Here is a 13,968-nt window from a genome sequence, read left to right on the forward strand (position 1 = left end):
CGCGCCGGAAGGGGAAGGAGCCAGGCGATGAGTCCTTCGCGTCCATTCATCGAGCGGCCCGTCGCGACGGCGCTGCTCATGATTGCCATCGTGCTGGCGGGGCTGGTGGGCTTCCGCCTCCTGCCGCTTTCGGCATTGCCGCAAGTCGACTACCCGACCATCCAGGTGCAGACGCTCTACCCGGGCGGCAGCCCGGAGGTGATGAGCCGCACGATCACCGCGCCGCTGGAGCGCAACTTCGGCCAGATGTCGGGACTCAGCCGCATGAGTTCCACCAGCGCCGCCGGCGTATCGATCATCACGCTGCAGTTCTCGCTGACCGAGACGCTGGACGTGGCCGAGCAGGAAGTGCAGGCCGCCATCAACGCCAGCAACTCCCTGTTGCCGGCCGACCTGCCCGCGCCCCCGGTGTATGCCAAGGTGAACCCGGCCGACGCGCCGGTGCTCACGCTGGCGATCAGCTCGAAGACGATGCCGTTGACCGAGGTGCAGAACATCGTCAACACGCGGCTGGCGCAGAAGATCAGCCAGGTGTCGGGCGTGGGCCTGGTCACGCTGTCGGGCGGGCAGCGGCCTGCGGTGCGCATCCAGGCCGACACGCGCGCGCTGGCCTCGTTCGGCATCGGTCTCGACGCCTTGCGCACGGCCATTTCGAACGCGAATGCCAACAGCGCGAAGGGCAGCTTCGACGGGCCGAAGCGCTCGTACACCATCAATGCCAACGATCAGCTCGTGACGGTGGACGACTACAAGAACCTCATCGTTGCCTACAAGAACAACGCGCCGGTGCGCATGATCGATGTGGCGCAGGTGGTCGACAGCGCGGAGAACAACAAGCTGGGTGCGTGGTTCGGGGAGAAGTGTTTTCCCGACTGCGTGGCGGAGGCCAAACTGACGCCGTCGATCATCCTCAACGTGCAACGCCAGCCCGGCGCGAATGTGATCGCCACGGTGGATGCCATCAAGAGACAGTTGCCCGACTTGCAGGCCCAGCTGCCGGCGGCAATGGACGTGAAGGTGCTCAGCGATCGCACCACGGGCATCCGCGCGTCGGTGATGCATGTGGAGATCGAGCTGACGCTGGCCGTGGTGCTGGTGGTGCTCGTGATCTTCTTCTTCCTGCACAGCCTGCGCGCCACGGTGATCGCGAGCCTGGCGGTGCCGATCTCGCTGGTGGGCACCTGCGGCGTGATGTACATGATGGGCTACAGCCTCAACAACCTGAGCCTGATGTCGCTGACCATCGCGACCGGCTTCGTGGTGGACGACGCGATCGTCATGATCGAGAACATCTCGCGCTACCTGGAAGAGGGCGAGGACCCGTTCGCCGCCGCATTGAAGGGCGCGACCCAGATCGGCTTCACCATCATCTCGCTGACGGTGTCGCTGATTGCGGTGCTGATCCCGCTGTTGTTCATGGGCGACGTGGTGGGGCGCCTGTTCCGCGAGTTCGCGGTGACGCTGGCCATCACCATCCTGATCTCGGCCGTGGTGTCGTTGACGCTGGTGCCGATGATGTCGGCGCGGATGTTGACGAGCGCGCGCCGGGCCGCCCCAAGCGGGGTCGATCCCCACCGGGGACTGCCGCAGCAGGACGGCGGCCAAGCGGTCGAAGTGCTTGAGCCGCACAACACGACCCGCGGCTTCGCAGGCAAGGTGCAGACCTTCTTGGACAGGGTGATCGCCCAGTACGACGTGTGGCTCGGTTGGGTGTTCCGCAGGCAGGGCCTGACGATGATCGTCGCGTTGCTGACGCTCGCGCTGACGGTGCTGTTGTACGTGTTCATTCCCAAGGGCCTGTTCCCGACGCAGGACACCGGCCAGCTGCAGGCGCGCATCGAAGCGGCGCAGGACGTGTCGTATGACCGCATGTCCGAGCTGCAGCAGGCCGCGGCACGGGCCATCCTGGCCGATCCGGACGTGGAGAGCCTGAGTTCGTTCACCGGCGTCGACGCGGCCAACAACACCATGCTCAACACCGGCCGCATGCTGGTCAACCTGAAGTCCCGGCACGACAGGCAGGAAGACGTGATGAACCGCTTGCGCGACCGGGTGCGCGCGGTGGCCGGCGTGACGTTGTACCTGCAGCCGACGCAGGACCTGACCATCGATGCGGAGACCGGCCCGACCGAATACCGCCTGTCGATCGAGGGCGTGAGTTCGGCGACCGTGACCGAGTGGGTGAAGAAGCTGATGGCGCAGCTCGAGCATGAGCCGCGCGTGCGCAACGTCACGAGCGACGCGGGTGCGGAGGGCTTGTCGGCGTACGTGGACATCGACCGCAACACGGCGTCGCGCCTGGCGGTCACGGCGAGTGCGGTGGACGACGTGCTCTACAGCGCGTTCGGCCAGCGCATCGTGTCGACGATCTTCACCGAGACGAACCAGTACCGCGTGATCCTCGAAGCCAAGGCAGATTCGATCGCGACGCCGCAGCAGTTGGGCACCCTGAATCTCAAGACGGGCTCGGGCGCGGCTACGCCGTTGTCGGCGGTGGCGACGATCCGCGAGCAGCTTGCGCCGTTGCAGATCACGCACGTAGCGCAGTATCCGGCGGCGACGGTGGGCTTCGACACGGCGCAGGGCGTCTCGTTGGGCAATGCCGTCGACTCGATCCGCCGGGCCGCAAAGGAAATCGGCATGCCGGCAGGCGTGACGATGACGTTCCTGGGTGCCTCGGGTGCCTACGAGAAGTCGCTGTCGAACCAGTTGTGGCTGATCCTTGCGGCAGTCGTGTGCGTCTACATCGTGCTCGGCGTGCTGTACGAGAGCTACATCCACCCGCTGACGATCTTGTCGACCTTGCCTTCCGCGGGCGTGGGTGCGTTGCTGGCGTTGTGGATCACGGGCAATGACCTGGGCGTGATCGGCATCATCGGGATCATCCTGTTGATCGGCATCGTGAAGAAGAACGCGATCATGATGATCGACTTCGCGATCGATGCGGAGCGGCAGGAGGGCAAGTCGGCGCAGGAGGCGATTCACCAGGCGGCGTTGTTGCGGTTCCGGCCGATCTTGATGACGACGCTGGCTGCGTTGTTCGCGGCCGTGCCGTTGATGCTGGGGTTTGGCGAAGGGGCTGAATTGCGTCGGCCGCTGGGTCTCGCGATCTTTGGCGGGTTGATCGTGAGCCAGGTGTTGACGCTGTTCACGACGCCTGTGATCTACCTTGCTTTCGACCGGTTGGGCAAGCGGTTCGGGCACAAGGGTTCCGGGGTGGTTGCGTGACCTCCGTGCTCGTTCTCTTGCTGGGAGCGCCCGGCACGCGGTACGGGCCGCCCGATCGTGTTTCGCCAGCCGAATGCACCAAGCAAGGCCACGGAGCAGGCCAATGAACCTCTCCAGGCCCTTCGTGGAGCGCCCCATCGCCACGGTCCTGCTGACCGTTGGCATCGCACTCGCCGGCATCGCGGCCTTCTTCGTGCTGCCCGTCTCGCCGCTGCCGAACGTCGACTACCCGGCCATCTCGGTGACCGCGCAATTGCCCGGCGCCAGCCCCGACACCATGGCCAGCAGCGTCATCACGCCGCTGGAACGACGGCTTGGGACCATCGCGGGCGTCAACGAGATGACATCGAGCAGTTCGACCGGCTCGGGCCGCGTGAGCCTGCAGTTCGACCTCAAGCGCAACATCGACGGCGCAGCGCGCGAAGTGCAGGCGGCCATCAATGCGGCGCGGGTCGACCTGCCTGCGACCTTGCGGCGCAACCCGACCTATCGCAAGGCCAACCCGGCGTCCTCGCCCGTCATCATCCTGGCGCTCACGTCCAAGACCAAGACGCCTGGACAAATCTATGACGCGGTGTCCAACATCGTCAGCCAGCGCGTGTCGCAAGTCCCCGGCGTCGGCGACGTGGAGATTGGCGGTGGTTCGCTGCCGGCAGTGCGCATCGAGCTGCAGCCGTACGCGCTCAACCAGTACGGCATCAGCACGGAAGACGTGCGCGCCGCCATCCAGGCCAGCAATGCCAACCGGCCCAAGGGCGCGATCGAAGGCGAGGGGCGGCGGCTGCAGATCTACACGCCGTCGCCGGGGCTGCGCGCGACGGACTATCGCTCGATGATCATCGCGTGGCGCAACAACGCGGCGGTGCGCCTGTCGGACGTGGCCAACGTGGTCGACGGCGTCGAGAACCGGCGCACCACCGGGCTCTTCAACGGCGAGCCGGCCATCATCATCCTCATCACGCGCGAACCGGGCGCCAACATCATCGAGACCGTCGATGGCGTGCGTGCGCTCATTCCCGAATTGCGTGCGCAGTTGCCGCAAGACATCAACGTGGAGGTGGCGTCGGACAGCACCAACTCCATCCGCGCATCGCTGCGCGAGGTCGAGGGCACGCTGATGATCTCGATCGTGCTGGTGGTGCTGGTGGTGGGGCTGTTCCTGCGCAAGGCACGCGCGACCATCGTGCCGGCAGTCGCCACCATCGTCTCGCTGCTCGGCACCTTTGGCGTGATGTACCTGCTGGGCTTCAGCCTCAACAACCTCAGCCTCATGGCGCTGACCGTGGCCACCGGCTTCGTGGTGGACGACGCGATCGTCGTGCTGGAGAACACCAGTCGCCACATCGAGGCCGGCATGAACCGGCTGGAGGCCGCGCTGCTCGGCGCGCGCGAGGTGGGGTTCACCGTGCTGTCGATCAGCCTGTCGCTGGTGGCGGTCTTCATACCGCTGCTGTTCATGGACGGGCAGGTGGGGCGGCTGTTCCGCGAATTCGCGATCACGCTGTCGGCGGCCGTGTTGATCTCGCTCCTGATCTCGCTGACCACCACGCCCATGATGTGCGCCTGGCTGCTCGCGTCCGAGCCGAAGGAGGACCCGGACGCACCGCCGCGCAAGCGTGCATGGCCGATCCGCTGGGCGGAGAAGAGCTACGACTTCGTGCTGCTCACCTACGAGCACAGCCTGGACTGGGCGCTTCACAGCAAGACCATCGTGATGCTGGTGCTGGTGGCCGTGATCGGCCTGAACTTCTATCTGTTCCAGCATGTGCCCAAGGGCTACTTCCCGCAGCAGGACAACGGGCAGCTCAACGGCGGGCTGCGCGCCGACCAGAGCATCTCGTCGATCGCGCTCGGCGAGAAGCTGAAGCAGGCGGTCGACATCGTGCGCGCGGATCCTGCCGTCGACACGGTGGTCGGCTTTGCCGGTGGCAGCCGCGCGGGTGGCGGCTTCATGTTCGTCAACCTCAAACCGGTGAACCAGCGCGATGCCACCAGCCAGCAGGTCATCGCGCGGCTGCGGCCGCAGCTCGACAAACTCACCGGCCTGCGCGTGTTCCTGGGCCAGGTGCAGGAACTGCGCATGGGCGGGCGGTCCAGCAATTCGACCTATCAATACACGCTCAAGAGCGACAACCTCGGCGACTTGCGGCTGTGGGTCGGCAAGCTGGTCGAACGGCTGAAGCTGGAGGAGTCGCTTACCGACATCGACAGCGACCAGGCGGACAACGGCGTGGAGACCTACGTGACGGTGGACCGCGACAGCGCCGCGCGGCTCGGCCTGAATTCGACCGCTATAGACAACGCGCTTTACAACGCCTATGGACAGCGCTCCGTGGCCACCATCTACGACGAGCTCAACCAGTACGCGGTGATCATGGAATGGGCGCCGCGATTCATGCGCGGGCCGGTGGAACTCAAGGACATGTACGTGCCGTCCGACCCGGTGCTGATCAGCGGCACCGTGCCCGTCCTCACGTCGGCCAACCCGGGCCTGCGCGGCGCCTCGACAGGTTCGCCGCTGGCCAACACCGCGACCACCATGGTGCCGCTGAGCGCGGTGGCGCAGATCTCGGAGCGGGCCATTCCCACGTCGATCTCGCACGAGGGGGGCGAACTGTCGAGCACCATCTCGTTCGACCTCGCGCCCGGTGTGTCGATCGGCGAGGCGCGCGCGATTGTCGAGCAGGCCGGCGCGGACATCGCGATGCCGATCAACGTGCGCGGCAGCTTCAGCGGCACTGCCGCGAGCGCTCAGCAATCGCAGGGGCAACAGGCCTTCCTGATCCTCGCGGCACTGGTGGTGATCTACATCGTGCTGGGCGTGCTGTATGAAAGCCTGATCCATCCGATCACCGTGCTGACCACCTTGCCATCGGCCGGCGTGGGCGCTGTGCTGGCGCTGCTGTTGTTCCGCATGGACTTCTCGATCATTGCGCTGATCGGCGTGTTCCTGCTGATCGGCATCGTGAAGAAGAACGCCATCCTGATCATCGACTTTGCGCTCGACGCCGAGCGTGCGCGCGGCTTGACCGCCACCGAGGCCGTGCGCGAAGCCTGCCTGTTGCGCTTCCGACCGATCCTCATGACCACCATGGCGGCCGCGCTGGGCGCGTTGCCGCTGGCCATTGGCTTCGGCCAGGGCGCTGAACTGCGGCAGCCGCTGGGCGTGTCGATCATCGGCGGTCTCATCGCGAGCCAGTTGCTCACTTTGCTGACCACGCCGGTCGTCTACGTGCTCATGGACAAGCTGCGCCGCCGCTCCGCCAATGAGAAATACCTAAGCCGAAGAATATGACTCGCCCCCAGGCTCCGCGACCCATCGTGCCGCTCCTCCCACCCCCTGCCGGGGAAGGCTTGTTGCTCGCCCCCAGGCTCCGCGCACCTCGTGCGCTCCTCCCACCCCCTACCGGGGGCAACACCAGCGGCCCGGCAAAGCCGGTTCCGCGGTGTTCCTTGAGTTTTTCCAAGGCGGCCTTGCAGGTTGGGCGTTTTGGGGCGGTGGCGGTGGCCGTGTTGTTGGCTGGCTGCGCGGTCGGGCCTACCTACGAGCGGCCGGTGCAGGCGTCGCCCAGCATGTGGAAGGAAGCACCGGCCGTGGAAGGCTGGCTGCCGGCCGCGCCCGCCGATGCGCTCGACCGCGGCGAATGGTGGAAGCTGTTTGGTGACACGACACTGAACGAACTCGCCGACCGCGTGCAGGTGTCGAACCAGAACATCGCGGCAGCCGTCGCCAACTACGACCAGGCCCAGGCGCTGGTGCGCGAGCAGCGCGCGGGCTATTTTCCGACGCTGGGCTTGTCGGCCAACGCACGGCGCAGCGGCGACCGCAGCGTGCCCATCGTGGCGGGTTCCGCCGGCATATCGGTCGACGCGGGCTGGACACCTGACATCTGGGGTCGGCTGCGTTCCGCCGTCGGCAGCGCACAGGCGCAGGCGCAGGCAAGCGCTGCCGACCTGGCCGCGGCGCGCCTGTCGGCCATCGGCTTGCTGGCGACCAGCTATTTCTCGCTGCGCGAGGCCGATGCCGAACTGATCTTGCTGGACGACACCATCCAGGGCTACGAGCGAAGCTACACGATCACCCGCAACCGCTACGAAGCCAGCATCGCGCCGCAGAGCGACGTGCTGCAAGCGCAAACGCAATTGGTCAATGCGCGCGCCGAACGCGTGGCGTTGAAGCGCACGCGCGACACGCTGGAGCACGCCATCGCCGCGCTGGTCGGTGCTGCGGCGGCCGACTTCGAACTGGCTGCGTTGACGGAATGGAAACCGACAGTGCCCGCCGTGCCGCTGGGCGTTCCTTCGACGCTGTTGCAGCGCCGCCCCGACATCGCGTCCGCCGAGCGTGCCGTCGCCGCGGCCAATGCGCAGATCGGCATCGAGCGCGCCGCCTACTACCCGAGCCTCACGATCAGCGCTTCCGCGGGCACCACGTCCTTGCGATGGCAGGACCTGTTCAGTGCGCCGCAGTTGGTCTGGTCGTTCGGACTCTCTGCCTCGCAGGTGCTGTTCGATGCCGGGGCCATCGGCGCGCGCGTCGATGCGGCGAGGGCCGCGCATGAAGCATCGGTCGCGCGGTATCGCCAGACCGTGCTCACGGCCTTCCAGAACGTCGAGGACCAACTCACCGCCACTGCCAGCCTCGCCCAGCAGGAATCGCTGCGGCGTGAAGCCTCGGTCGCGGCCGACAAGACCGAGCAGCAGTTTCTCAACCGCTATCGCGCGGGCCAGGTGAGCTACACCGATGTGGTCACGGCGCAGGCCTCTGCGCTGAGCGCGCGCCGCACCGTGCTGCAGGTGCAAGTCAGTCGGCAGGCAGCAGCGGTGGGTCTAATCCAGGGGCTCGGCGGCGGTTGGGATGCGGACTGGCTCCGCAATGCTGACGCCGGGACCACCACTCATTGACGAGCCATCCAGCGATGAACGCGTACTTGCTCTTGATCTCCTTCCTCGCCGCTACCACGTTGCTGCTGCTATGGCGCACCTTGCAGACGCAGATGACGACGCGAGCCAGCTTCAGCTTGCAGACTCCTGTGCCGCCACCCGAGCCGCGCACCGACGCGGACCTGGTCCTGATGCTGCGTGCCCTGTCGACGGAATGCGCGGCGATGCTGCAGCGTGCCGGTGTCGTGCTGCAGCAGCAGTTCGCCTGTGATGAACTGCCGGTCTTCGTGCAACGACAGGGCATCCGGCAATTGCTGGCGAATGTCGTGGAGGTCGGGTGTCGCGCCATGCACGGTGGTGGCACGCTCAAGCTGATGGCCCGGGCGGACGGCTTGCAAGCGGTGGTGCATTTCATGGATGAATATGCGGGTGGCGAGGAAGCCGTGCTCGGGCGCATGTTCGAGCGCGCGTCAAGCGGCCTCCATGCACGCGATTCATCGAAAGACAGCGTCGATGCGATCGTGGCCCACTGCCAGCGCATCGCCAGCGCGCACGGCGGCCGGATCTATGCCGCACCTTCTCCGCTGGGTGAACTCGGTCTCACGCTTCGATTGCCGCTGTGCGCCGTCGTGTCGGTCGAGGCGCCGAGTGATCACACGCCTGCCGCGGATGCTGCGTGAGGAATCGACCGCGCATCCGTACGTTGGCGACGTCCCTCGATGCGGTCCTGCGGTCCGCTGCGGCGCACACCGTCTGATACGACGCAAGCTGAATGCCGGCTGACACCGCGCCTCGCGATAATTGAGGCTCTTTTCAAGGAGTGCGCGTGGATATTGTTTTGCTGGTCAAGGCCGCCATCATGGGCATCGTCGAAGGCCTGACCGAATTCCTGCCGGTTTCATCGACAGGGCACCTGATCCTGGCCGGTTCATTGCTCGGATTCGATGACGACAAGGCCAAGGTGTTCGACATCGCGATCCAGACGGGCGCGATCTTCGCGGTGATCCTCGTCTATTGGCAGAAGATCCACTCGACCATCGTCGCGCTGCCGCGGCAGGCCAAGGCGCAACGCCTGGCGCTCAACGTGTTCATCGGATTCCTGCCGGCGGTGGTGCTGGGCCTGCTGTTCGGCAAGGCCATCAAGGCGCACCTGTTCATTCCGGTGGTGGTGGCCAGCACCTTCATCATCGGCGGCTTCATCATCCTTTGGGCAGAGAAACGTCCACCGGGATCGGTGCGCATCGAGAACGTCGACGACATGACGCCGTGGGACGCGCTCAAGGTCGGCCTGGTGCAATGCTTTGCCATGATCCCGGGTACCAGCCGCAGCGGCGCGACCATCATCGGCGGCATGCTGCTGGGCCTGAGCCGGCAGGCGGCGACCGACTTTTCATTCTTCCTCGCGATCCCGACGCTTATCGGCGCCGGCGTCTACAGCCTCTACAAGGAGCGCGCGCTGCTGTCGATGGCCGACCTGCCGCTGTTCGGCGTCGGACTGGCCTTCTCGTTCATCAGCGCCTGGCTCTGCGTGCGCTGGCTGCTGCGCTACATCAGCACCCACGACTTCGTGCCGTTCGCGTGGTATCGCATCGCGTTCGGGATCGTGGTGCTCGCGACCGCGTGGAGTGGGCTGGTGGTGTGGGCTGAATGAATTGAAACACCCCGAAGCGCCTGCGGCGCCTCCCCTCGAGGGAGCGATACCAGCGGCCCGGCGAAGCCGGTTCCGCGGTGGAAGTGAAACACCCCCGAAGCGCCTGCGGCGCCTCCCCCTCGAGGGGGCGATACCAGCGGCCCGGCGAAGCCGGTTCCGCGGTATCCCTGGCTTTTGACCGCGCCGGTTTCATGCGTCGCGAGTCACGCGAAAGCGTGGTGGAAAACTGACCTAAAGAAGGCTTGCTGCCTCCTCAGCCGAGCAGGTTGCGCAGCGAGGCTTCGGCCGCTGCAACGGTGGTGATCAACTTTTTCATCAGGAGCAGGCCGTCAAGTGGCGCCCGGCGATGAAAGCGATCGGGCATTTGATGCAGATGCCGCCGCCGCAGTGCTCTGATGAGGTCGTGGGGCGCGGTGTCGTGGACGACGGTCTCGACATCGCGATCAAAGCTTTGTTTGCGCACGTCGTCCGCTTCATTGAACGGCGACAGTTTCACCAGTGCCAGTGTGCCGGCGCGCCAGCCGCCGCGCAGCAGCGAATCCAGTAGCACCACGCCCTTGGCCGACGCAGGGTGCTGGGTCGCGCACATCGGCTCAGGAAGGCTGCAAGGCTCTTTGAGTACCTCGGTGTTACTGGTGCACGCGATGAACCGGCCACGATGCATTCCCGTTGGAACCGGCCCCCTTCATCCGCTTCAACCATTCACCATTGGTTGCGTGGCCAGTGCTACGATGCAAGCACAAAAAAGCGACGGCAGAGGAAGCCGTAAAAAAAACATATGCCTAATTCAATTGAAGCACCGTGCCCGGTGCATGAGGCTGCACACGCCAGCGCGCAAGCGACTTGGCGAACCAGCCTGACAAATCCAAAACGCTCAAGGCTTGCCGTGCTCGACGATGTCGTTTTCGTCTAGCACGCGCCATGGCTGTTTCACGACGAGCGCTTTTTGGCAAGCTCGATCTGTCGCTGTTTCGAGCCATCGAATCAGCGACGGCATTCGCCAGACTTCGCGGCAATCCCTATGTCGAGCTGACGCACTGGCTGCACCAACTCTGGCAACTCAACGACAGCGACCTGCACCGGGTCTGCCGCCACTACCAGATCGAGCCGCAATCCGTCGACCGCGATCTGACATCTGCGCTGGCCGTATTGCCCTCGGGAGCAACGTCGCTCAGCGATTTCTCGCATCACATCGGCACTGCCATCGAACGTGCGTGGATTCTGTCGAGTCTCGAATTCGGTGGCCGCTGCATCCGAAGCGGAGCGCTGCTTGCGGCATTGCTGCAAACGCCCGAATTGCGCAGCGCGTTGCTAGGCATCTCTCCGGCCTTCAAGAAGATTCCCGCCGACCAGTTGACGGACTCGTTGACGTCCATCATCGCCGGTTCGCCGGAAGAGCATGAAGGGCCTCACGACGGTTCGGGGCCTGCATCCGCCGTGCCTGATGAGGCCAGCGTCGCCATCGTGGAAGCGTCGGATGAAAAATCCGCGCTCGCCAAATACTGCGCTGACCTGACGCAACGCGCACGTGCCGGTGAGATCGATCCAGTGATCGGTCGCGCACACGAGATTCGCACCATGGTCGACATCCTCCTGCGTCGTCGGCAAAACAACCCCCTGCTGACCGGTGAGGCGGGCGTCGGGAAGACGGCGGTGGTGGAAGGACTCGCGCTTGCCATCGCTCGCGCCGAAGTGCCTGCCGCGCTGCGCGAAGCCCGTTTGTTGAGTCTCGACGTCGGCGCGCTGTTGGCGGGCGCCAGTCTGCGCGGCGAATTCGAATCGCGCCTCAAAGGGCTGCTCGAGGAAGCGAGCCGCTCGCCGCAGCCCGTGATCCTGTTCGTCGATGAAGTTCATACCTTGATCGGCGCCGGAGGCCAGGCCGGCACCGGCGATGCGGCCAACCTGCTCAAGCCCGCATTGGCGCGCGGCACTTTGCGCACGATCGGCGCGACGACGTGGAGCGAATACAAGCGCCACATCGAAAAAGACCCAGCGCTCACACGCCGCTTCCAGGTTCTGCAGGTTGCGGAGCCCGAAGAGACTTCCGCCATCGAGATGGTGCGCGGTCTGGTTGCGACTTTCACCGCGCACCATGGCGTCACCGTGCTCGACGAAGCCGTGCGCGCCGCCGTGCTGCTGTCGCATCGCTATATCCCGGCGCGTCAGTTGCCCGACAAGGCCATCAGCCTGCTCGATACCGCCTGCGCTCGTGTCGCCATGTCGTTGCATGCGCCGCCCGCTGCGGTAGAGCATCTGCGCCAGCGCATCGCGGCCTTGCAGATCGAATTTGAGCTGCTCGAAAAAGAAGGCGTGGTCGCACAGGGCCGGGAAGCGCGCTCGGCCCGCATCGCGGCCATCCAGACGGACCTTGCTTCGCTTGCGGAGGACCAGTCGGCGCAGGAGCAACGCTGGCAGGACGAACTTGGCTTGGTCAGACAGATCCAGGCCTTGCGCGCAGAGCATGCGTCCGACTCCGCCTCGGCCCCGTCCACCGAACTGGCCGCGCTCGAAGCCGAACTCGCTGACCGCCAGCAGGACGCGCCGTTGATCTTTCCGCAGGTCGACGAACGCGTGGTCACCGCCATCGTCGCCGACTGGACAGGCGTTCCGGTTGGCCGCATGGTGAAGGACGACGTTGCCGCCGTTTTCCAACTGCATGCGATGCTCGACCGCCGCGTCATCGGCCAGAGCGACGCGCTGAGGGTCATCTCCGAGCGAGTGCAGACGGCACGAGCCCGCTTGACCGACCCCGACAAACCCGTCGGCGTGTTCCTCCTCGTCGGGCCGTCGGGTGTGGGCAAGACCGAAACGGCGATGGCCCTGGCCGAAGCGATGTATGGCGGTGAGCAGAACCTCATCACCATCAACATGAGTGAGTTCCAGGAGTCGCACACCGTGTCGACGCTCAAGGGTGCGCCGCCAGGCTACGTGGGCTACGGCGAGGGCGGCGTGCTGACCGAGGCCGTGCGCCGCAGGCCGTACAGCGTGATCCTGCTCGACGAGGTTGAGAAAGCGCACCCCGACGTGCACGAGATCTTCTTCCAGGTCTTCGACAAGGGCTGGATGGAAGACGGGGAAGGGCGCCGCATCGACTTCCGCCATTGCACCATCCTCCTCACCAGCAATGCGGGGTCGGACCTGATCAGCAGCCTGTGCGAAGACCCGGCGCTGATTCCCGATGCCACCGTGCTGCGCGAAGCGCTGCTGCCGCAATTGCGGCAGGTGTTTCCGGCGGCGTTCATCGGGCGGCTTTCGGTCGTGCCGTATCTGCCGCTGGGCGAAATCGCACTGGCCGACATCGTTGCGCTGCATCTGAACCGTGTCGTCGATCGCATGCAATTGCAGCATGGGATCGCCTTGAGCTATTCGCGGGCACTCGTCAAGCACATCATCGACCAGTGCGGCACGCACGAAATCGGCGCTCGCCGCCTCATTGGTTTCATCGAGCAGAACCTGCTGCCCGTTCTCTCGCGCCACTGGCTCGGCGCGTTGCAGGACCGGCGAGAAATCAAACGCATTGCCGCGGACATCGCGTCCGATCCGACCCTTCTCAACGACGCGAAAGGAGGAGGCGCCATCGTCTGCCAGATCGAGTTCGCGTGATTTTTTCCACCCCCTTTCTTGTTACCCAGTCAGGATATTCATGGCCAACAGCAGCAGTCAGAAATTCATCGCTCGCAATCGGGCGCCGCGCGTACAGATCGAGTACGACGTGGAAATCTACGGTTCGGAAAAAAAGATCGAACTGCCCTTCGTGATGGGTGTGCTCGCCGACCTTTCGGGCAAGCCCGTCGAGATGCTGCCTCCCGTCGGTGAGCGCAAGTTCCTCGACATCGACATAGACAACTTCGACGAGCGAATGAAGGCTATCCAGCCGCGCGTCGCATTCGCGGTGCCGAACACGCTCTCGGGTGAAGGCCAGCTCATGGTCGACATCACCTTCGAGAGCATCGACGACTTCTCGCCCGCCGCCGTGGCCCGCAAGGTCGAGCCGCTCAGGCAATTGCTGGAGGCACGCACGCAGCTCTCCAACCTGCAGACCTACATGGACGGCAAGGCGGGCGCCGAGAGCCTCATCAACAAGCTCATGCAGGACCCGGCGCTCATGAAGTCGCTCGCCGCAGAGCCCAAGCCCAAGTCGGCCGACGAGAGCGACGCCGAAGCAGCGGCGACCGCCTGATCCGCGCGCAGAACGCACCGCATAT

General features: G+C 65.2%; 8 protein-coding genes. 7 read left to right on the top strand and 1 reads right to left on the bottom strand.

The features are described from left to right. The first annotated feature begins 27 nt into the window (after positions 1 to 27). The 5 genes from WKW80_RS19660 to WKW80_RS19680 all read left to right on the top strand — a co-directional run bounded on the left by WKW80_RS19660 (position 28) and on the right by WKW80_RS19680 (position 9,763). The gene (locus WKW80_RS19660) at positions 28 to 3,228 is read left to right on the top strand and encodes an efflux RND transporter permease subunit (protein ID WP_340365257.1); all 3,201 of its coding nucleotides are present in this window, start codon (positions 28 to 30) and stop codon (positions 3,226 to 3,228) included. Between the two features lie 103 nt (positions 3,229 to 3,331). Further along, positions 3,332 to 6,523: an efflux RND transporter permease subunit gene (locus WKW80_RS19665; RefSeq protein WP_340365258.1), complete on the top strand. Its 3,192-nt coding sequence runs from the start codon at positions 3,332 to 3,334 to the stop codon at positions 6,521 to 6,523. A 158-nt stretch (positions 6,524 to 6,681) separates the two neighbouring features. Further along, positions 6,682 to 8,133: an efflux transporter outer membrane subunit gene (locus WKW80_RS19670; RefSeq protein ID WP_340365259.1), complete on the top strand. Its 1,452-nt coding sequence runs from the start codon at positions 6,682 to 6,684 to the stop codon at positions 8,131 to 8,133. A gap of 14 nt (positions 8,134 to 8,147) precedes the next feature. Then, on the top strand, positions 8,148 to 8,792 hold the full coding sequence (locus WKW80_RS19675; RefSeq protein ID WP_340365260.1) for an ATP-binding protein: 645 nt from the start codon (positions 8,148 to 8,150) through the stop codon (positions 8,790 to 8,792). A 146-nt stretch (positions 8,793 to 8,938) separates the two neighbouring features. Next, positions 8,939 to 9,763 carry an undecaprenyl-diphosphate phosphatase gene (locus WKW80_RS19680; protein ID WP_340365261.1) on the top strand — a complete coding sequence of 275 codons (825 nt, stop codon included), beginning with the start codon at positions 8,939 to 8,941 and terminating at the stop codon, positions 9,761 to 9,763. A gap of 253 nt (positions 9,764 to 10,016) precedes the next feature. Here the strand turns inward: WKW80_RS19680 and WKW80_RS19685 are convergent, their stop codons facing one another. Continuing rightward, positions 10,017 to 10,352 carry a hypothetical protein gene (locus WKW80_RS19685; protein WP_340365262.1) on the bottom strand — a complete coding sequence of 112 codons (336 nt, stop codon included), beginning with the start codon at positions 10,350 to 10,352 and terminating at the stop codon, positions 10,017 to 10,019. Between the two features lie 332 nt (positions 10,353 to 10,684). On the opposite strand from WKW80_RS19685, the gene tssH reads away from it, so the two are divergent. Continuing rightward, a complete protein-coding gene (tssH, locus tag WKW80_RS19690) occupies positions 10,685 to 13,366 on the top strand; it encodes a type VI secretion system ATPase TssH (RefSeq protein ID WP_340365263.1) in 2,682 nt (893 codons plus the stop codon). Between the two features lie 40 nt (positions 13,367 to 13,406). Further along, positions 13,407 to 13,943, top strand: coding sequence for a type VI secretion system contractile sheath small subunit (gene tssB / locus WKW80_RS19695; protein ID WP_340365264.1), 537 nt, complete (start codon positions 13,407 to 13,409; stop codon positions 13,941 to 13,943). Positions 13,944 to 13,968 lie beyond the last annotated feature (25 nt).

The organism is Variovorax humicola, assembly GCF_037889915.1.
Classification (GTDB): Bacteria; Pseudomonadota; Gammaproteobacteria; order Burkholderiales; family Burkholderiaceae_C; genus Variovorax; species Variovorax humicola.